Here is a 19,209-nt window from a genome sequence, read left to right on the forward strand (position 1 = left end):
CTGGAGTCTTCCCCTTGTCTGCGACCCCGACAGCACGCCATCTCGACGTGCTCGCTCTTCCCCATGTCCGGCTGACCTTCGGGTCGGCACTCGTCGGCAGATCCGCGTACGCGCTGGTCCTGCTCCCCCTGCTCTACGCGGTGTCCGAGGCGACCGGTTCGATCGCCCTCGCCGGTGGTGCGGTGGCCGTCTACGGCGCCACGGCGAGCTTCCTCGCCCCGGTCCGGGCCTGGTTCATCGACCGCTTCGGCGCACGTCGCGTCCTGACCGTCCTGATCCTCGTCTTCGGTGCCGCCGTCGCGGCCCTGGCCGTCGCGTCACTCACCGCAGCCCCGGGAGCGTCGTTGATCGCGCTCGCCGGGCTCGCGGGGGCGTTCGCACCGCCGCTCGGGCCGACGATGCGCGTCGCGTGGGGTCGAATCACCCCGGACGGCGCGCTGCTCCGGAAAGCGCTCAGCCTGGATGCGGTCATCGAGGAGCTCCTCTACCTCGCGGGACCGGCGGCAGCCGGGTTGGCCCTCGCCGTCATCGCCCCGGGGACGGCGCTCCTCGTGCCCGCCGCATTCGTCTTCATCGGTGGGCTCCTCTTCGTGAGCACGTCGACCGTCGGTGGCATGGCTCCGCAGGATCACAGCGTCCCCCGGAAGGACCGTGGGCGGTCGCTCCTCCTCGATGCAGGGTTCATCGCCGTGCTCCTGCCGGTGCTGGTCGCGGGCGCTGTCTCCGGCACGATCAGTGTCGCCGTGCCGGTCGTCCTCGCGAACCACGGCGGCGCGGCGGCCGCCGGCATCGCCCTCGGCCTCTTCGCCGGCGGGAGCGCCCTCGGCGGGCTGCTCTACGGCGCGCTCTCGGTCCCGGGGTCCGCCATCCGCCAGCTGGTCGCGCTCGCGGGGGCGCTGCTCGTCGCGGCATCGCTCATCGCCGCGGTGACCGGGTTCCTCGCCGTCAGCATCGTGCTGGCGGTCGCCGGTCTGTTCTTCTCACCCATCATGATCGTGTCCTACGTCGCCGCGCACGCGGCCGGCGGGCGGTACCAGCAGAACGCCGCGACGACCTGGGTGAACACGGGTCACAACATCGGTGCGGCGACGGGGAGCGCGCTCGCCGGCGTCCTCATCCAATCGGCCGGAGCCCCCACCGCCGTCGTCGGCATCGGTGCGGCGGCGGCCGTCCTCGTCGTCGTCGCGGCAGCGCTCACCCGGCTCGCCCCGGGTCGGGCGTCCTCCACGGACGGATAAGCAGCATCGTGATCCGGCGCCGGTCAGAGCTCGCGGTCGCGGAGCTCTGGCCGGCGCGCGTTACCGTGGCCGGATGAGCATCGTCGGAGACGCCTACACAAACCGGGCCGCGGAGTACGCCGACCTCCTCGGATCGATGGCCTCGGTGCACCCGTCCGACGCGCAGCTCGTGACCTCCTGGGCCGACCGGATCACCGGTCCCGCGATCGACGCCGGCTGTGGCCCGGGTCACTGGACGGCGCACCTCGCCGCACGCGGACTCGACATCCGCGGGATCGACCTGATCCCCGACTTCATCGAGCACGCCCGCGCCCACCACCCGGAGACCCGGTTCGACCTCGGCAGTGTCGACGCCCTCGATGCCGACACCGGTTCGGTGGGCGGAGTACTCGCCTGGTACTCGCTGATCCACCACGATCCCGAGACGATCGGAACGCCGCTCGCCGAGTTCGCACGCGTCCTCCGGCCGGGCGGCGAGCTGCTCATCGGCTGTTTCGAAGGTCCGACGGTCGAGGCGTTCGACCACGCCGTCGTGACCGCCTACCGGTGGCCGCTCGCGGAACTCAGCGAACGACTGCGGGGCACTGGTTTCGAAGTCGTGGAGACGTACAGCCGGACGAGCCTCGATCACCGACCGCACGGAGCGATCCTCGCCAGACGGTCCTGACAGCCCGGAGGGGCTGACCCGCCGCTTCGGCGGTGCCGGGATCCGAGCACGATTGCCGGTCTCCCTGCAGTTCCAGAGTATGCCTGGCACCGGGGCTTGCCGCAAGACCCCCACGGGCCTTCAGAATGGGTGGCCGCGGCCGTCGGTGGCCACGGGAACGGGGTCGACATGTACGACGTCATCATCAGCGGCGGCGGGCCGACGGGCATGATGCTGGCGGCCGAGCTGCGACTCCACGGGGTGGACGTGCTCGTCGTCGAGCGGGACGATCGGCCGAGCGATGCGGTGCGGTCGCTCGGCCTCCACCCGCGCAGCATCGAGATCCTCGATCAGCGCGGGCTGCTCGACCGCTTCCTGGCGGAGGGCACGCCGTACCCGGGCACTTCGGGCCACTTCGCCGGCATCGTCCCGCCACGGCCGATCCAGCTCGACACGGCGCACGACTACATCCTCGGGCTCCCGCAGCCCATCACCGACCAGCTGCTGACCGAACGCGCGATCGAACTCGGCGTCGAGCTGCGTCGCGGGTGTGAACTCGTCGGGCTGGACCAGGACGAGGACGGCGTCACCGTGGAGCTCGCCGACGGCGCGCGCCTGCGCTCCCGCTGGCTCGTCGGGTGCGACGGCGGGCGCAGCACCGTCAGGAAGGCGCTCGGCATCGGATTCCCCGGCGAGCCCGCGCAGACCGAGTGGATCCTCGGCGAGATCCAGGTCACGCTCCCCGCTGATGAGGTCGCGTCCATCGCCGAGGAGGTGCGGAAGACGCACCGGGGCTTCGGGATCGGGCCGGTGTCCGACGGCTATTTCCGTGCGGTGGCACCCGCTGCCGCCCCTGCCGACGAACGGTCGGCGGCTCCGACGATCGAGGAGTTCCGCGCGCGACTCGAGCATCACGCGGGGACCGACTTCGGCGCCCACTCGCCGCGCTGGTTGTCGCGGTTCACCGATGCGACGAGGCTCGCCGAGCGGTATCGCGACGGCCGCGTGCTCATCGCCGGCGACGCCGCACACGTCCATCCACCACTCGGTGGACAAGGTCTGAACCTCGGTATCCAGGACGCCTCGAACCTGGGCTGGAAGCTCGCGGCCGAGGTGAGCGGCTGGGCACCCGACGGCCTCTTGGACAGCTATGGGAGCGAGCGGCGTCCCGTCGCCGCCGACGTCCTGACGCTGACGAGGGCGCAGAGCGTGCTCCTGTCGCCGGACCCCGGCCCGCAGGCGGTGCGCCGACTCTTCTCCGAGCTGATGCGCTTCGACGACGTGGCCCGCTTCCTGGGCGAGCGGATCGCCTCCACCGGCATCCGGTACGACGTCGGGGGTTCGGACGGCGCCGAGGACCCCGGATCGCTGCTCGGCCTGCGGCTTCGGGACCTCCAGCTGGACGACGGCAGGCGCCTCTACGACCTCCTCCACGAGGGCCGCGGGCTCCTGCTCGACCAGACCGGTGCCTCCGCCGTGAGCGGATGGGAGGACCGCGTCGACCGCGTCGCCGCCACGAGCCCCGAGCTCCCGACTCCGACGATGCTGCTGCGGCCCGACGGACACGTCGTCTGGTCGGCCGATGGCGGTGAGTCGCTCGAACCCGTCCTCCGACGCTGGTTCGGCGAACCGGCGTCGCGGTGAGCCGATCCGTCACGCGAGTCGGGGCTGACCGCGGCGGGATCACCCGCGCACCGCGGCACGCGCTCAGTCGTGGTCGATCGAGGCGACCGCGTCGGCCACCTGCGACTTGCCTTCCGCGACGCGGTCGTCGTCGTCCGTGACGATGCCGATGGTCTCCACGATCCGCCCCTGCACGGCCTGCAGCACTGCGGCGGGCTGCGGCGTCTCCGGCTCCCGGTCGTCGCTCCGGTCCTGGTCCTCCGGGTAGACCTGGAGGCGGTCGTCGTCGCCGTCGGCCACCGTGCGCCTGGCGTGATCGACGCAGAGTTTGGCGACCTCCTCGGCGTGCGCGTACATGACGGAGTGCGCCGCGCCCGGGATCTCCCAGAGCCGAGAGGAGGGGAGCAGCTCGCCGACCCGCTCCACCCATTCGCGTGGAGCGACCGCGTCGTACTCGCCGCGGATCACGAGGGTGTGCGCCTCGACCTTCGGCAGCGCCTCCTCGATGGGGTAGCTGAGCATCTCCGGGAGGACCCGCGAGAACCACTTGAAGCCGCAGAAGATGTAGGCGCTGATGGCGAGCACCTTGACGGTGAACGGCTCGTGCCAACTCGACTGCAGGAACCGCACCGCCTGAGTGAGCACGCGACGCTGACCGGGGACGACCACCGGGCCGATGAGGATGAGCGTCGACAGCTCGGGACGACGCGAGACGAGGTCGCTGACGACCTGGCTGCCCATCGAGTGACCGACGATGATCGGGTCCTTCAGGTCGAGCTCGTCGATGACCCGGCCGACGAGATCGGCGTACTCGCGGATCGTGAGCGTCGACGTCGGGTGCGGGACACCGCCGAACCCGGGCAGGTCGAGGGCGTGCACGGGACCGAACTCGTTGAGGTGCGGGGCGAGTCGCTCGAAGTAGGTCGAGGAGACGCCGATGCCGGGGATGAGGATGAAGGAGCGGTCGCCGCTGGAGCCCACCGAGTTGACGCGGACGTAGACGTCGCCGTCGTACACGCGATCGACCCGCACACTCCGCTTGCGACGCTTGCGCTCGATCCTCGACATGCCCCAAGCGTACAAGTGGTGGGCACCCCGATGACGGGAGCTGTCAACCGTGCGGGATCCGGCCAGGCGGGCGCGAAGATGGAGAGACCGGAGCGGCCATCCCTCGCTCCTCGAGAGGTGCACCACCATGACCGTCCCCCGCGTCCTCATCTCCGGAGCCAGCATCGCCGGCCCCTCCCTCGCCTTCTGGCTGAACCGCTACGGCTGGGAGACCACCGTCATCGAGCGGGCTCCGGCCTTCCGCGACGGCGGCCAGAACATCGACGTGCGCGGGGCGGCCCGCGAGGTCCTGCGTCGCGCCGGCCTCGAGGACGCCGCGAAGGAGGCGACGACCGGTGAACGCGGCACCCGGTTCGTGGGCGACGCCGGCGAGACGATCGCCGAGTTCCCCGTGTCGGAGTCCTCGGAGACCGACGGCGCGACGGCCGAGGTCGAGATCCTCCGGGGCGACCTGGCGCGCATCTTCGTCGACGCGACCGAGGGCGCGACCACCTACCGGTATGGCGACCACATCACCGGGCTCGACGACGACGGCGAGCGCGTGCGCGTGTCGTTCGCGCACGGCGACGACGAGGAGTTCGACCTCGTCGTCGCGGCGGACGGCATGCGTTCGTCGACGCGCGAGGTTGCGTTCCCCGGCGAAGCGGTCATCAGGTCACTCGGGCTCGAGATGACCTACCTCACCATCCCCCGCGACGCCTCGGACGTCCCGTGGTGGCAGTGGTACTCGGGCGTCGGCGGCCGCAGTGTCACCCTGCGTCCGGACCGCCACGGCACCACTCGGGCCGTCCTGACGGAGGTCACCTCCGACCGCGGCGACGGGGTCGTGCCGGCACGCCGCGACCTCGAGGCGCAGCGACGGCACCTGCGGAACCGGTTCGCCGGGCTCCCGTGGCAGGCGAACCGGGTCCTCGACGCCCTGGACCACGCCGACGACGTGTATTACGAGTCCATCGGCCAGGTCCGGACGCCACGCTGGGCGTCCGGCCGGGTCGCGCTGCTCGGTGACGCCGCCTGGTGTGCGTCACCGGTGAGCGGCATGGGGACGAGCCTGTCGATCGTGGGCGCCTACGTTCTCGCGGGCGAGCTCGCCGCGCACGTGCACCACCGGGACGCGTTCCGCGGGTACGAGCGGATCATGCGTCCGTACGTCGAACAGGCGCAGACGCTCCCGCCGGGCACGCCGCAGCTCGCCAACCCGACCTCGAAGGCCGGTGTCACCGCCTTCCGCACGGCGCTGCGGGTGGCCGGGTCGAAACCGGCGAAGTTCGTCGGCGCACAGCTCTTCTCGCCGCCGGCCGACACGATCGACCTCCCGGAGTACGAGCACCTCGAACCCCTCCGGGACCGCGCGTGACCGACGCCCCGGAAACCCGTCTCGCCACCATCTCCCCCACGGCAACGGCACTCGCAGGTCCGGTCGTCGCGGCACAGGAGTGGCGACACCTCGCCTTCGTGCACTGGCGGGTCCCGGCGAGCGCCGTCGCGCCGCTCCTCCCGCCGGGCGTCGTCCCGGACGTCTTCGACGGCTCCACCTGGGTCGGGCTGATCGCGTTCGAACTGGGTGACGCCCGCATCGGACCACTGCCGCCGTCGCCGATCGGCGGGTCGTTCACCGAGGTGAACGTGCGGCTGTACGGGGTCGACGCCGAGGGGCGCCGCGGGGTCGTGTTCCGCTCGCTCGAGGCGTCGAGCCTGCCGGCGGTCCTCGCGGCCCGAGCGATGTTCGGCCTGCCATACGAGTGGGCGCGGACCGCGCAACGTCCGACGACGGGCGGCTGGGAGTACGCGTCCCGCCGGATCACCGCGTCACCGACGAAGCGCGGTCCCGGATTCCAGCTGGGCGTCGACGTCGACAGCACCACGACCGTCGACGACGAGCTGTCGCAGTTCCTCACCGCGCGCTGGGGCCTGTTCCAGAGCCGATTCGGGCGGACGCAGTGGTTGCCGAACGAGCATGAGCCGTGGGTGCTCCACCCGGCGCGGGTGACCACCCTGCGTGACGAGCTGACAGCGGCGGCGGGTCTGCCGGGCGTCGTGGAGCGGGAGCCCGACTCGGTCCTGTTCAGTCCGGGCGTGAACGCCCGCTTCGGGATCGGGTCGTTCCTGCGACCGTGAGCCCGGTCAGTCGGTGGTGGTGACCGCGGCGACGACCACCGGGTCCTCACACCCGCGCGCGAACCCGCGGATCCGGCGGTCGATGTCGCGCTGGAGGACGAACGCACCGATGCGTTCGGCGATGGGAGCCAACCAGCGCGGCTGGCAGGTGAAGTTGTACCGCCACACGGCGAGCGTGCTCCCCGCGTCGCCCTCGACCGCGCTGAAGCGCCATCCACCGGCCAGCCGTTCGAAGAACCACGAGCCCTTCGTCATCTTCATGCCGACGTTGGTAGGCGGGTGGTAGGACACGTACTCGCTGACCATGCGGAACCCGAAGCGCTGCACGGTGAAGGTGCGCACGCCCTTCGCCGCGGCCGTCGCGCCGTCGAGGAAGTGCTGACGACGGATGAACGGGTCCCAGCGCATCCTGATCGCGCCGGTGGTCTGGGAGATCGCGAAGGCGACGTCCGGGGTGACGGGCACGGTGCAGCGGGATTCGACGACGGGCATGCCCCATCCTGGCACGCGCCCTTGACATCCGTCGTTTGTTTGTGTTCAATCAGTCACATGAGCCGATCGACCGCAGAGGACCAGCGCGTGCGCACCATCGCGAGCGCCGTCGAGGTCTTCGCGATCGCCGGCTACCGGGCCACCCCCGTCACTGACGTCGCCAAGGCGGCCAAGATCTCGCCCGCCTACGTCTTCCGACTCTTCGACGGCAAGCTCGGACTCTTCGTCGCCGCCGTGGACCACTGCTACGAGCAGGTGGCGGCCGCCATGTCGGGCGCCGTCGCCGAGCACCCCGAGTGGAGTCCAGCGGACAAGCTCGACGCGATGACCCAGGCCTACATCGAACTCATCCGCGACCGCAGCCTCATCGCCCTCCAGGTGCACGCCCAGAGCGCGTGCGACGTCCCGGAGATCCGGGAGGCCGTCCGCGCCGGCATCGCCCTCGTCGTCCGCGTGATGTCGCGCGACTCGGGGGCCGACGCCGTCTCCGTGCAGCGCAGTCTCGCCTACGGCCAGCTCTGCCACCTCGTGGTCCAGGCGGGGCTCGGCGACGTCGACGCCGACTGGGCTCGCGTCGTCGACCACGGCATCCGACACGACTGACCCATGACGACCGCCGGTCGTCATCGTTCCCTACCCACGAAGTGACTGTCCAGTCACACACAATCAGAAAGTCGACCATCATGAACACCACACCGACCCCCGCATCCGAGCTCGCCACCACCCAGGTCGTGCTCCCCGGCCTCGTCGAACCGTTCGGCCTCGTCGTCACGACGGGCACCCTCCCGTCGCCCCGCCCCGGACAGCTGCTCGTCGAGATGGAGGCGACCGGCATCTCCTTCGCGGAGCAGTCCATGCGGAAGGGCCGCTATCTCGGCCAGCCGGCCTTCCCCTTCGTCCCCGGATACGACCTCGTCGGACGTGTGCTGGCCATCGGCGACGGCGGCGACCGGAGCCTGCTCGGCAAGCGCGTCGCCACCCTGACGAAGACGGGCGCGTGGGCCACCCACGCCCTCGTCGCCGCCCGCGACAGCGTCCTCGTCCCCGACGGCGTCAGCTCGGAGGATGCCGAGACCGTCGTCGTGAACGGCGTCACCGCCTGGCAGATGCTGCACCGCACGGCACGCGTGCGGCCGGGCCAGACGATCCTCCTCTTCGGCGCGAACGGCGGCGTCGGCGGCATCCTCATCCAGCTGGCACGACTCCACGGCGTCCGGGTCATCGGAGCCGCCTCACCGCGACACCACGACGCCCTGCGCGCCGCTGGCGTCATCCCCGTCGACTACGCGGACCCGGCGCTCGCCGAGCGCGTGCGCGAGCTGGCTCCCGACGGGGTCGACGCGGTGTTCGACAACGTCGGCGGGGAGACCACCCGCACGGCGTTCAGGCTGCTCGCGCGAGGCGGCTCGCTCGTGACCTACTCGATCATCTCGGTGGTGGGCGGTTCCGGCGCCCTCATGACCCCGTTCCTCAAGGCGATCGTGCAGGCGGTGCTGTGGTCAGCCCTCCCGAACGGCCGCAGCGCGACCTTCTACGACCTGTGGGCGGGCCACCGACTCCGCCCGGCCCGCTTCCGCCGTCACCTCGAAGCGGACCTCGGCGAGCTCTTCCGGCTCCTCGAGCCCGGCGACCTCACGGCCAACATCGCAGCCCGGTTCCCGCTCGCCGACATCGTCCCCGCGATGGAACTCGCCGAGTCCCGGACGCTCAACGGGAAGGTCGTGCTGCACCCCTGAGCGTCGCCGGCAGCACGCGGTCGACGAGCTTGAGGAGCACGGCGAACACGATGGCCACGACGAGCACCAGTAGCGCGTTCCGTACGGCCCCCGGCAGACCGAGCTCGGTCACATCGAGGAAGGGGTACGGGTACCAGCCTGTGATCCCACCGCGGACGAAGGTGAACACCACCCAGGTGAGCGGCCAGATGAACGCCCACGCGACCGTGCCCCAGGTGAACCGCGGGCGTGGGCCGAACACGAGCCACGCGCCGAGCGTGAGCCACGGCGACAGGTAGTGGAACCCGATCGTGATGACGAGCGCCCAGCCGGTGAGGTTCACCTGCGGCGCGAGCACCACGGCGTAGACGATGCCGGTGATGACGATGCTGAGCAGGGCGTCGAGGCGCGCGACCCGCCACAGCCGTCCGTCGCGGAGCGGATCGATGGCGAGGAGGACGGACACCGTGAGCACGATGAGGTTGCTGAGGATCGTGAAGGCGCTGAAGATCCGGGCGAAGCGGGTCGCCAGGCCGACGGACATGTCCACGCCGCCCGAGCGTGCGTCGGCTCCGCCGGTGATGACGAGGACGATCTGGATGACGAGCGAGATCGCGATGATGACGGCGATCAGCAGGTACACCACACGACTCGTGGCGACCGCCGCGGCGGAAGGGACACGCTCGGCGGGAGGCGCGCTCTCGGCGGGCTGGACAGGGGAACGCACCCGCCAACCCTAACCAGCGCGCGCCACCCCACCTCCCTCAAGCCGTGACGAGTGCGCTTTCAGGCCAGCAGCGGAAGTCGTCCGACGATACGGTCCACCCGGTTGCGCGGGCCGACGAGCGCGACCGCCAGCGGGGCGAGGGCCTCGGACGGCGTCTCGGCGACCGCCTGCCGGTACTCGTCGTAGACCCGCGTGAGCTGAGCCGCCTCCGGCATATCGACGACGAGCACGCCGTCGGAACCGGCCGCCTTACTCCGGATCGCCGTCAACTGCTCGACCGATGCAGCGAGCACACTGCATCCCGCCCACGGCAGGCCGGCGTGGGTCGAACCGTCGGCATCGACGGCGTCCGGACCGAGCAGGCCGCGCACCCCGGCGCCGACGGCTGCGGCGACGCAGGCGACGGCGTTCACGGCGCGCCCGGCGGGGACACCCTCCTGGACGACGACGACCCACTTCAGCCGCGCAGACCGGGTGGGTGCGGCCGTGTCGATCTCCTCCGGCGCGAAGCCGACGAACTGCTCTTCCGTCATGTCTCTCCCTGATGTCGTGCGTGGAACGGCCATTAGGCTATGACGATCGACGCGTGCTCGGAATCCACGCCGTACGTCATACGGGGATGCTGCGAGAATCGACCACATGGACGAACTTGATACGGCGATCCTGCGCGAACTGCAACGCGACGCGCGGCGCACCAACCGCGACATCGCCGCGGCGGTCGGCGTCTCCCCCACCACGGCACTCGACCGGACGCGCGGGCTCTTCCGCCGAGGCGTCATCCGCGGTGCACGACTCGACGTCGATCTGCCGGCCATCGGTCGCTCGGTCCAGGCGCTCATCGCTATCCGGATCCGGCCACCGTCGCGGGTGAACATCGACGCGTTCCGCAGCTGGGCGATCACCCTCCCCGAGACGATCGGCGTCTTCGTCGTGTCCGGCAACGAGGACTTCCTCCTCCAGGTCGCCGTGGCCGACAACGACGCCCTCTACGCGTTCGTGATCGACAAGCTCACGGAGCGCGAGGAGGTGGCCGACGTCCGGACGAGTGTCGTGTATGAACACGTCCGGCCCCAGGTGGTGTCGCCGGCCCAGCCGTCCGACTGAGGAAGCGCTCCGCGGACCGCTAGCGCGCGTGCTCGTCGAGGAACGACCGGACGTCGGCGATCTCGGCCTGGTCGATGCCGTGCGCGAGCCCGGGGTAGGTGCGTTCGGTGAGCGTCGTGTGCAGCGGCAACCAGGCCGCGGTTCGCGCGACGGCCGGTGCGGCGATGACGCGGTCCTCGAGACCGCGCCCCCAGAACACCGCGGGTTTCGTCGCGGCGAGCACCTCGTCGCCGGGCTGCGAGGCGCTCAGCACGAACCCGGCGAGGATCACCGGAGCCACGACCCGCTCCGGGCGCGTGCGCAGGAGCTGCGAGGCCATGAAGCCGCCCTGCGAGAAGCCGATGGGCACGATGCGCGCCTCGGCCGGGACGTGCTCGTCGATCCAGCCCCAGACCGCGTCCGTGGCGCGGGCGATCGGCTCGGGGTCGGGGTTGCCCGGCGTCGTGATCTCGAACCACGCGGCACCACCGTGGCCCAGCTCGAGCGGCGCACGCAGCGACACCCAGGGCATCCCGAGGGTGAGCGGCTCGACGAGCCCGGTCAGGTCGTGTTCGTGGGAGCCGTAGCCGTGGAGGAGCACGGCGACGGTCGGCGCGGAGGCGGCGGTGTCCGCCCAGTCGGCGGATCGGACGTCGCGCAGGGTCGTGGTCATCGGGACAGCAGCTCCTCGGTCGAGAGGTCGGGCAGGGCGACGGTGACGCGCGTGCCCCACGGGTCGGACACGCTCACGGACCGGCCGTCCGCGTCGAACGGGATGGCGTGCGAACGCAGTCGTGCGGTCAGCGTATCGAGGTTCGCGAGGTCGGGGACGGTGATGGCGACGTCCCCGAGGCCGAGCGCTGCCGCCCGCGGCCCGGCGCCCTGGCTGTTCCACACGTTCATCGCGATGTGGTGGTGGTACCCGCCGGCGGAGGCGAAGACCGCTCCGGGGTACTCGGTCTGCGTCGTCTCGAAGCCGAGGGCGTCGACGTAGAACGCACGCGCCATCGCGAGGTCGCCGACCTGCAGGTGCACGTGCCCGACGGCGCCGGCGCGGGAGGGGCCGGCGTCGAGGGCGTCCTCGGTGAGGTGCCGCTGCAGGTAGGCGTTCGGGTCGAGGTAGGTGGTCGTCATGGCGATCTGGTCGCCGGACCGCACCCAGGTGCTGCGTGGGCGATCCGTGTACAGCTCGACGCCGTTGCCCTCGGGGTCGGTGAAGTAGAACGCCTCGCTCACGAAGTGGTCGCTCGACCCGACGAACTGGCCGCGGGGGTCCTGCGCGGCGCGGTACACCGTCGCCGAGAGGCTCGCCTCGTCCTCGAAGAGGAACGCGGTGTGGAAGAGACCGGCCTGACGGCGATCCACGACCGGGAGGTCCGGTGTGTGCACGAGACGAACGAGTGGGGTGTCGCCGCGCCCGAGGACCCGGTGCACCTCGCGAGCACGGCTCCGCTCCTCCAGCGGCTCCATCGCGAAGGCGTTGGCGTAGTACCCGGACATGAGGTCCAGGTCGCCGACGCGCAGCGTGACCGCACCCATCGTCGTCTCCGGGGCGAGCAGACGCTCGTCGAGCACAGTGGACATGCGGTCTCCGTTCGGTGGTGCGGCGGTGCGCACGAGGTCGACATTACTTGTAGCTATAACCATTTCTGCGCGTTGATATTCCGAATCGCCGGACACGCCTGTCAAGCCCTTGCCTCGCGCGCGTGAGGAGTGTGGGCTGGAGGACCACAACGAGAAGAGTGCTGACATGACCAATGCCAGAAGCGCGGCGGACCGCAGACGGAGTCGCCGCGGACTTCCCCCGATGAAGACCCTCCTCACCGATCTCCGCGAGGACGTCGTCCGCCTCGTCACGGGAGAGATCGCCCTCTTCAAGGCCGAGATGACGAAGAAGGCGAAGGACCTCGGGATCGGGGCCGGCCTGCTCGTCGCAGCACTCGTGCTCGTCCTCTTCGGATTCGGGACCCTGATCGCCGCGGCCGTCCTCGGCCTCGCGACCATCCTCCCGGCGTGGCTCGCCGCCCTGATCGTCGGCGTCGTCCTGATCCTCGTCGCCGTCATCCTCGCCCTCGTGGGCGTCAAGAAGCTCAAGGCCGGTGCCAAGCCCGTCCCGGAGCGCAGCGTCGAAGCCCTCACCGGCGACCACGTCGCCGACCAGCCGCACCACGACTCGAAGCACGACCGCAAGGAGGCCGCAGCATGAGCGACCAAGACCTCACCCGCCCCACCCCGCCCGAGGGCGCCGGTCTGAACAGCCTCCAGCTCGAGGTCGAGGAGACGCGGGAGCACCTCGCGCAGACGCTCGACCTGCTGTTCCGGAAGTTCGACGTCCGGACCGCTGTCGCGTACCACCTCCGGACCACGGCGATCGTCGTCGCCTCGGTGGCCGTCGTCGGTGCCGGGGTACTGCTGTGGCGCGCGAACCGGGGACACCGTGTCTGAGACCACCAAGCAGAGCCGTGAGCGCAGCGACGCGAGCCAGCCCGACGACCCGGAGAACCGGAACGCGGACGACGGCGAGGAGACGATGCGGCCGCAGCGGGTCCCCGTGCCGAAGGGCTACGTGCTGAAGCGGACGCTGCACTCCTTCACCTCGAACCAGTGCACCGACCTCGCCGCGGGGCTCACCTACTTCGCGATCCTGTCGCTCTTCCCGGCCGTCCTCGCGCTCGTGTCGATCCTCGGCCTGTTCGGTCAGAGCCGCAGCGGCACCGACGCGCTCCTCGAGATCGTCGGCAACCTCGCACCCGGTGACAGCCTCGGATTCCTGACGGACGCCGTCAACCAGTTCGTCGAATCCCCCGCGATCGGGTTCGCGCTCTTCGCCGGTATCGCCGGCGCCGTGTGGTCGGCCTCCGGCTACGTCGGCGGGTTCGGGCGTGCGCTCAACCGCATGTACGGCGTCGAAGAGGGCCGGAAGATCTGGTCGCTGCGCCCCACGCAGCTCGGCGTGACGCTCGTCGTCCTGCTGGTCATCTCGGTGATCGCGCTGGCACTCATCGTCTCCGGCCCGGTGGCCCAGGCCATCGGGCAGGCGGTCGGCCTCGGCGAGACCGGCCTCACCGTCTGGTCGATCGCAAAGTGGCCGGTGATGGCCGTGGCTCTCGTCTTCGTCATCGCGGTGCTGTACTCGGCCACACCCAACGTGAAGCCCGCCAAGTTCCGCTGGATCAGCATCGGGGCCCTCGTCGCCCTGGTGATCCTGCTCGTCGCCTCGCTCGGCTTCGGGTTCTACATCGCGAACTTCAGCAACTACGACGCCACCTACGGTTCGCTCGCCGGCATCGTGATCTTCCTGCTGTGGATCTGGATCGCGAACCTGGCGCTGCTGTTCGGCGCCCAGCTCGACATCGAGATCCAGCGCGGCCGGCAGCTGGCGGCGGGGGTGGCGGCGGAGACCGAGCTGCAGCTCCCCCTGCGGTCGGACGCCGCCATCAAGGCCGTGGCCGAGCGTGACGCCAAGGACGTCCTCGAGGGACGCAGGGTCCGCCGAGCGGCAGACCGCGCGGACTGACGGAACACGACCTGCCCGACGACACTGCGCAGGGTCCGCCGAGCGGCAGACCGCGCCGACTGAGCACAACCTCCACGATCAGCACGCCCCACACGACGAAGCGCACGGCCCCGAGGGACCGTGCGCTTCGTCGTGTCGCCGGCGGTTACGGCGTGGGCATGCCGCCGTTGACGTTGAGCGTCTCACCGAGCACGTAGCTCGACTCCGGGGAGGCGAGGAAGACGTACGCGGGGGCGAGCTCGGCCGGCTGGCCCATGCGTCCGAGCGGGGTGTCCTCGCCGAACTCCGCGATCTTCTCCTGCGGCTGCCCGTCGGACACCTGCAGCGGGGTCCAGATCGGCCCGGGAGCGACCGCGTTGACGCGGATGCCCTTCGGCGCGAGCTGCTGGGCGAGTGCCTTCGTGAAGGCGTTGATGGTCGCCTTCGTCGACGCGTAGTCCACGAGGATGTCCGACGGCGAGTACGCCTGGATCGACGTGGTGTTGATGATCGACGAACCGGCCGGCAGGTGCGGCAGGGCGGCCTTCGTGATCCAGAACATCGCGTAGACGTTGGTCTTGAAGGTGTCGTCGAACTGCTCGTCCGTGAGGGTGGTGAGGTCCTCGTTGAACTTCTGCTTGCCGCCGTTGTTCACGAGGATGTCGAGGCCACCGAGGCCCTCGACGGTCTTGGCGACGAGGTCGCGGCAATAGGCGGGGTCGCGCAGGTCGCCCGGGAGCGTGAGCACGGTGGCGCCGGCCTCGCGCACGATGCCCGCGATGCGCTGCGCGTCCTCCTCCTCCTCGGGGAGGTAGGAGAGCGCCACGGAGGCACCCTCGCGGGCGAAGGCGATCGCGGTGGCGGCACCGATGCCGGAGTCACCACCGGTGATGAGCGCCTTGCGGCCGGTGAGCCGCCCGGTGCCCCGGTAGCTCTCCTCGCCGAGGTCGGCCTTGGGGTCGAGCTCCGCGTCGAGCCCGGGCTCGGGCTGGTGCTGCTTCTCGGCGGAGATGTGGGCGTAGAGCTTCGCCGGGTCGGTGAAGGTGTACTGGTCGTCGGCCATGGTGATGGTCCTCTCGTTCAGTGTTCGGTCGGTGGGTGGTCGTGGGGGGTCAGGTCGGGGTGCCTGCTGGGGCGGCGGCGGTCGACCGACGTCCGTAGGTGTGGACGGGTCGGCCGGTCGCCAGCCCGTCGAACCGGAAGATGGCGCCGCTCAGCGGGGCGCGCTCGAGCTCGTCCTCGGAGAGGCCGTCGCGGGACGTGCCGACGAAGAGCATCGAGAGGTCCGGCCCGCCGAAGGCGACGGAGGTGACGCCGGGCACCGGGACGGTGAGTCGGTCCTCGACGGCGCCGTCCGGGCCCCATCGGAGGACGGTTCCGGCTCCGGAGACGCCGTTCCAGAACCGGCCATCGGTGTCGAGGGCGAGCCCGTCCGAGTCGTAGTCGACGAGGAAGGGTTCGAGCGGGCCGAGACGGCCGTCCTCGCCGTAGGCGGCACGATAGACCGTCTTGACGGCGGTGTCGGTGAGGTAGACCGTCCGCCCGTCGTCGGACCATTCGAAACCGTTGGCGACCCCGAAACCGCCGAGGAGTGTGCGGAGCCCGGTGTCGTCGAGGAGGTACAGCGCCGCGTCAGGCTCGCCGGTGGTCGTGTTCATCGATCCGACGAGGAAGCGTCCGAACGGGTCGACCTTCGCCTCGTTGCTCCGCATGCCGGCGTGCGCGTGGTCGATCCGCGCGACGGTCTCGGCGATGAGCCCGTCCTCGTCGAGGGTGACGATGCGATCACCGAGTGCGGCGATGTACCCGCTGCCGACGCGCGGCTGCACCGCGCTGAGGGGCGGAGGCAGCTCGGTGACACGGTCGTCGCTGCCGTCGACGGCTCCGTCGAGCGGGCCGCGGTGCAGCGTTCCGGCAGCGATGTCGACCCACACGAGCTCGTCCGTGCGGGCGTCCCACCAGATGCTCTCGACGAGGATGGCGGGGGTGTCTCGGAAGACCTGCGGTTGAACATCCATCGCTGCAACGGTACGGATTCCGCGGGCTCCGACCCCGGGGCTTGCAATCGTGGAGCCGAGGGGTTACTCCCGTGCGCGACCGTGCCGGTCAGCGCCGATCGGCTGCTCACTCCTCGCCCGTGAGCTCCTTGATCGTGAGGGCCGTGTTGATGAGCGCGAGGTGGCTGAGCGCCTGCGGCAGGTTGCCCCAGTGCGCGCCGTCGGCCGGGTCGATCATCTCGGCGAGGATGCCCACGTCGTTCGTCATGCCGACGAGTTCGTCCATGGCGGCGATCGCCTCCTCGTGGCGGCCGACGCAGGCGAGGGCGGACGCCCGCCAGAACGCGCAGGCGACGAAGGTGAACTCCTCCTGCTGCACCCCGGAGTAGCGGTACAGCAGCGCGCCGTCCCCCAGTTCGGCCGTGATGGCATCGATCGTCGAGGACATGCGCTCGCCCTGGTCGAAGCCGCTCATCGCGTGGAGGAGCACCGAGGCGTCGAGGTCGTCGCTGCCCGGGTGCATGACGTACGCCCCGCGCTCCTCCGACCAGCCGTGCTCGTCGATCCACTCGCGGATCCTCGTCTGCTCGGCCCGCCAACGATCGGCACTGCCCGCCACCTGACCGAGCTCCGCCAGGTGCACGGCGTCGCCGAGCGCCTGCCAGCAGCCCATCTTGGACGAGACGTAGTGCTCCTCGTCGGGCAGCTCCCACATACCTGCGTCACGGTTGCGCCACAGGTCGCAGGTGCGGTCGGCGACCTCGGCGAGCAGCCGTCCCGTCTCGACGTCGAGTACGTTGCCGGCGTCGACGTAGGTGCGGCAGATCGCGATCAGGTCCCCGTAGACACCGAGTTGCAGCTGCCCCTGCGCCGGGTTCCCGCTGACCACCGGGCCGATGCCGCGCCACCCGGCGACGTCGTGCTCGACCACGCCGTCGGGCACCCCGCCCTCGAGGCCGTAGAAGATGTGGAGCTCCGGCCCGTTCTCGCGGATGGTCCTCAGCAGCCACGAGACCGCGGCGTGGGTCTCCTCGCGGAGGCCGAAGCGGACGAGCGCGTGCGCGGTGTAGGCGAGGTCGCGCACCCAGGCGAAGCGATAGTCCCAGTTCTTCGCCCCGCGGGGGTTCTCCGGCAGGGACGTCGTCGCCGCGGCGGCGATCGCGCCCGTCGGGCTGAAGATCAGCAGCTTGAGGGCGAGTGCGCTCCGCTGCACCTGCTCACCCCACGGGCCGTCGTAGGAGAACGCCCGCGACCACGCACGCCAGTTCTCGATCGTCCGGTCGATGCCGGCGTCGACGTTGGCGGGCACCGGCAGGTGGATCGGCTCGCCATGGGTGGCGACGACGATCAACAGGTGGCGGGAGTCCTCGCTCGTTGTGAAACCACCGTTGAGTTCCGTGGCGCCGGATCCGTCGCCGTCGACCGGTGCCGCGCCGTGCTCGTCGCCGACGACCGCGATCGTGGTGGCGCCGGAGCGGATGATCGGGCCCCGGGTGCTGTCCTCGATCCACGGTGAGGCCGTGCCGAGTGCGGTCCCCGGTCGCACCCGCCACCGGAACTCGACGCTGCCGGAGATGCCGTCGATGCGGCGGGCGAGTTCGGCCCACGGGAGGCGCCCCGCGATGCCGGTCACGAGGGCATCGGTGATGGACGCGCGCCCGTGCTCGGTGGTGAACGTCGTCCGCAGCACGTTCGTGTTGGCGACGTACCGCCGCTTCACGGTGTACTCGCCGACCGGTTCGAGTTCGATGCACCCACCGGTGTCGTCGTCGAGGAGCCTTGCGAACACGGGCATCGAACTGAGGTCGGGGATGGGCAACCAGTCGACCTGGCCTCGCAGCCCGATGAGTGCGACGGTACGGCCGTCTCCGATCGGTGCGTACGAACGGAGGTCCTCGCCAGCTGCGGTCATGCGCTTCACCCTACGAGCCGCCTCCAGGAATCGTCGGGGCTGGCGGGGCCCCCACGCGACTGCTAGCGCCGTCCGCCCCGCCCGGGCCGGGCGTCAACCCCTGGAGGCGGATCTCCCGGATCGGCTTGGGTGGAAGGACCGCACACCGCAGCATGCCGACATCCACAGCAGCACAGGGAGGAACACCATGAATCAGCCCGCTCAGCAGCAGCAGCCGCCCGGAACCGAGGGAGCGCTCACGCCGCAGGCCGACCACGGCGAGACCAGCTATCAGGGCTCCGGCAAGCTCGAGGGCAAGGTCGCCATCATCACCGGTGGCGACAGCGGCATCGGGAAGGCCGTCGCCATCGCCTACGCGCGGGAGGGCGCCGACGTCGTCGTCAGCTACCTCGACGAGGACGAGGACGCGGCCGACACGGTCCGCTGGATCGAGGAGGCCGGCCGGACCGCGCTCAGCATCGGTGGCGACCTGACGAGCCCCGAGCACTGCCGCGAGATCGTCCGAGCTACGGTCGAGCGCTTCGGCAAGGTCGACATCCTCGTGAGCAACGCCGCCTACCAGATGACCCGCGAGAGCCTCGCCGAGATCCCGGACGAGGAGTGGGACCACACGCTCGCCACGAACCTGAGCGCGTTCTTCCACCTGAGCAAGGCGGCCGTCCCCCACATGGCGCCCGGCTCCGCGATCATCGCGTCCAGCTCGGTGCAGGCCGACTCGCCGTCGCCGCAGCTCATGCCCTACGCCATGACGAAGGCGGGCCTCGCGAGCATGACCGCGTCGCTCGCGCAGATGCTCGGTGGGGACGGGATCCGGGTGAACGCCGTCGCGCCCGGCCCGATCTGGACGCCGCTCATCCCGTCCACGATGCCGCCGGAGACGGTCGAATCGTTCGGGACGGACACACCGCTCGGACGCCCGGGCCAGCCCGCGGAGGTCGCGCCGCCGTACGTGCTGCTCGCCTCCGACGAGGGCAGCTACATCTCGGGTGCCGTGATCGCGGTCACGGGCGGCAAGCCGATCCTCTGACCGGCGCCCGGGCCGACGGGACGTCCCAAGCGGGCGTTCCGTCGGCTCCGGCCCGTCGGCCGGCCCG

Annotated in this window: 21 protein-coding genes; 12 read left to right on the plus strand and 9 right to left on the minus strand. The window is 70.8% G+C overall.

The features are described from left to right. Positions 1 to 14 precede the first annotated feature (14 nt). From QRN27_RS06290 to QRN27_RS06300, 3 genes are all read left to right on the plus strand, one after another. Positions 15 to 1,238: an MFS transporter gene (locus QRN27_RS06290; RefSeq protein ID WP_285041177.1), complete on the plus strand. Its 1,224-nt coding sequence runs from the start codon at positions 15 to 17 to the stop codon at positions 1,236 to 1,238. 73 nt (positions 1,239 to 1,311) lie between these two features. Beyond that, positions 1,312 to 1,905 (plus strand): class I SAM-dependent methyltransferase, encoded by a 594-nt coding sequence (locus QRN27_RS06295; RefSeq protein WP_285041178.1) that lies wholly within the window; start codon positions 1,312 to 1,314, stop codon positions 1,903 to 1,905. 168 nt (positions 1,906 to 2,073) lie between these two features. Continuing rightward, on the plus strand, positions 2,074 to 3,528 hold the full coding sequence (locus tag QRN27_RS06300) for an FAD-dependent monooxygenase (protein ID WP_285041179.1): 1,455 nt from the start codon (positions 2,074 to 2,076) through the stop codon (positions 3,526 to 3,528). A 63-nt stretch (positions 3,529 to 3,591) separates the two neighbouring features. On the opposite strand, the gene QRN27_RS06305 is transcribed toward QRN27_RS06300, so the two are convergent. Further along, positions 3,592 to 4,575 carry an alpha/beta fold hydrolase gene (locus tag QRN27_RS06305; RefSeq protein ID WP_285041180.1) on the minus strand — a complete coding sequence of 328 codons (984 nt, stop codon included), beginning with the start codon at positions 4,573 to 4,575 and terminating at the stop codon, positions 3,592 to 3,594. A gap of 127 nt (positions 4,576 to 4,702) precedes the next feature. On the opposite strand from QRN27_RS06305, the gene QRN27_RS06310 reads away from it, so the two are divergent. Then, positions 4,703 to 5,932, plus strand: coding sequence for an FAD-dependent monooxygenase (locus QRN27_RS06310; RefSeq protein ID WP_285041181.1), 1,230 nt, complete (start codon positions 4,703 to 4,705; stop codon positions 5,930 to 5,932). After that, a complete protein-coding gene (locus tag QRN27_RS06315; RefSeq protein ID WP_285041182.1) occupies positions 5,929 to 6,693 on the plus strand; it encodes a YqjF family protein in 765 nt (254 codons plus the stop codon). The genes QRN27_RS06310 and QRN27_RS06315 overlap by 4 nt, the downstream gene beginning before the upstream one ends. A gap of 6 nt (positions 6,694 to 6,699) precedes the next feature. Here the strand turns inward: QRN27_RS06315 and QRN27_RS06320 are convergent, their stop codons facing one another. Next, positions 6,700 to 7,185 carry an SRPBCC family protein gene (locus tag QRN27_RS06320; RefSeq protein ID WP_285041183.1) on the minus strand — a complete coding sequence of 162 codons (486 nt, stop codon included), beginning with the start codon at positions 7,183 to 7,185 and terminating at the stop codon, positions 6,700 to 6,702. A gap of 57 nt (positions 7,186 to 7,242) precedes the next feature. On the opposite strand from QRN27_RS06320, the gene QRN27_RS06325 reads away from it, so the two are divergent. Both QRN27_RS06325 and QRN27_RS06330 read left to right on the plus strand, forming a co-directional pair. Next, entirely contained in the window at positions 7,243 to 7,788 is a 546-nt protein-coding gene (locus QRN27_RS06325) for a TetR/AcrR family transcriptional regulator (protein WP_285041184.1), read from the plus strand. 80 nt (positions 7,789 to 7,868) lie between these two features. Next, on the plus strand, positions 7,869 to 8,921 hold the full coding sequence (locus tag QRN27_RS06330; protein WP_285041185.1) for a medium chain dehydrogenase/reductase family protein: 1,053 nt from the start codon (positions 7,869 to 7,871) through the stop codon (positions 8,919 to 8,921). Here QRN27_RS06330 and QRN27_RS06335 read toward each other — a convergent pair. Together QRN27_RS06335 and QRN27_RS06340 are read right to left on the minus strand one after the other, a co-directional pair. Next, positions 8,893 to 9,627 (minus strand): Pr6Pr family membrane protein, encoded by a 735-nt coding sequence (locus QRN27_RS06335; RefSeq protein WP_285041186.1) that lies wholly within the window; start codon positions 9,625 to 9,627, stop codon positions 8,893 to 8,895. The two genes, QRN27_RS06330 and QRN27_RS06335, sit on opposite strands and share 29 nt — an antisense overlap. 59 nt (positions 9,628 to 9,686) lie before the next feature. Beyond that, positions 9,687 to 10,160, minus strand: a complete 474-nt coding sequence (locus tag QRN27_RS06340; RefSeq protein ID WP_285041187.1) for a DUF2000 domain-containing protein — start codon at positions 10,158 to 10,160, stop codon at positions 9,687 to 9,689. A 106-nt stretch (positions 10,161 to 10,266) separates the two neighbouring features. On the opposite strand from QRN27_RS06340, the gene QRN27_RS06345 reads away from it, so the two are divergent. After that, a complete protein-coding gene (locus QRN27_RS06345; protein WP_285041188.1) occupies positions 10,267 to 10,731 on the plus strand; it encodes an Lrp/AsnC family transcriptional regulator in 465 nt (154 codons plus the stop codon). 19 nt (positions 10,732 to 10,750) lie between these two features. Here QRN27_RS06345 and QRN27_RS06350 read toward each other — a convergent pair whose 3' ends face one another. Together QRN27_RS06350 and QRN27_RS06355 are read right to left on the minus strand one after the other, a co-directional pair. Next, positions 10,751 to 11,383 (minus strand): alpha/beta hydrolase, encoded by a 633-nt coding sequence (locus QRN27_RS06350; RefSeq protein ID WP_285041189.1) that lies wholly within the window; start codon positions 11,381 to 11,383, stop codon positions 10,751 to 10,753. Further along, positions 11,380 to 12,294, minus strand: a complete 915-nt coding sequence (locus QRN27_RS06355) for a VOC family protein (RefSeq protein WP_285041190.1) — start codon at positions 12,292 to 12,294, stop codon at positions 11,380 to 11,382. Before QRN27_RS06355 ends, QRN27_RS06350 begins: the two co-directional genes overlap by 4 nt. Before the next feature lie 166 nt (positions 12,295 to 12,460). Here QRN27_RS06355 and QRN27_RS06360 point away from each other — a divergent pair, with 166 nt between their 5' ends. Genes QRN27_RS06360 through QRN27_RS06370 form a run of 3 tightly spaced genes read left to right on the plus strand, consistent with a single transcriptional unit; the run spans position 12,461 to position 14,227 of the window. Continuing rightward, positions 12,461 to 12,916, plus strand: coding sequence for a phage holin family protein (locus QRN27_RS06360; protein WP_285041191.1), 456 nt, complete (start codon positions 12,461 to 12,463; stop codon positions 12,914 to 12,916). Continuing rightward, a complete protein-coding gene (locus QRN27_RS06365; protein ID WP_056009218.1) occupies positions 12,913 to 13,155 on the plus strand; it encodes a DUF3618 domain-containing protein in 243 nt (80 codons plus the stop codon). The genes QRN27_RS06360 and QRN27_RS06365 overlap by 4 nt, the downstream gene beginning before the upstream one ends. Further along, complete coding sequence (locus tag QRN27_RS06370) at positions 13,148 to 14,227, plus strand: YihY/virulence factor BrkB family protein (RefSeq protein ID WP_285041192.1); 1,080 nt, start codon at positions 13,148 to 13,150, stop codon at positions 14,225 to 14,227. Before QRN27_RS06365 ends, QRN27_RS06370 begins: the two co-directional genes overlap by 8 nt. 145 nt (positions 14,228 to 14,372) lie before the next feature. Here QRN27_RS06370 and QRN27_RS06375 read toward each other — a convergent pair whose 3' ends face one another. The 3 genes from QRN27_RS06375 to QRN27_RS06385 all read right to left on the minus strand — a co-directional run bounded on the left by QRN27_RS06375 (position 14,373) and on the right by QRN27_RS06385 (position 18,115). Next, entirely contained in the window at positions 14,373 to 15,269 is an 897-nt protein-coding gene (locus tag QRN27_RS06375; RefSeq protein ID WP_285041193.1) for an SDR family oxidoreductase, read from the minus strand. A 49-nt stretch (positions 15,270 to 15,318) separates the two neighbouring features. Beyond that, positions 15,319 to 16,224 carry an SMP-30/gluconolactonase/LRE family protein gene (locus tag QRN27_RS06380; protein WP_285041195.1) on the minus strand — a complete coding sequence of 302 codons (906 nt, stop codon included), beginning with the start codon at positions 16,222 to 16,224 and terminating at the stop codon, positions 15,319 to 15,321. Positions 16,225 to 16,330: 106 nt separating this feature from the next. Beyond that, entirely contained in the window at positions 16,331 to 18,115 is a 1,785-nt protein-coding gene (locus tag QRN27_RS06385; protein WP_285041196.1) for a glycoside hydrolase family 15 protein, read from the minus strand. A 187-nt stretch (positions 18,116 to 18,302) separates the two neighbouring features. On the opposite strand from QRN27_RS06385, the gene QRN27_RS06390 reads away from it, so the two are divergent. Further along, positions 18,303 to 19,142 (plus strand): SDR family oxidoreductase, encoded by an 840-nt coding sequence (locus QRN27_RS06390; protein WP_285041197.1) that lies wholly within the window; start codon positions 18,303 to 18,305, stop codon positions 19,140 to 19,142. Positions 19,143 to 19,209: the final 67 nt, after the last annotated feature.

This window comes from Plantibacter sp. LMC-P-059a (assembly GCF_030209505.1).
GTDB lineage: Bacteria > Actinomycetota > Actinomycetes > Actinomycetales > Microbacteriaceae > Plantibacter.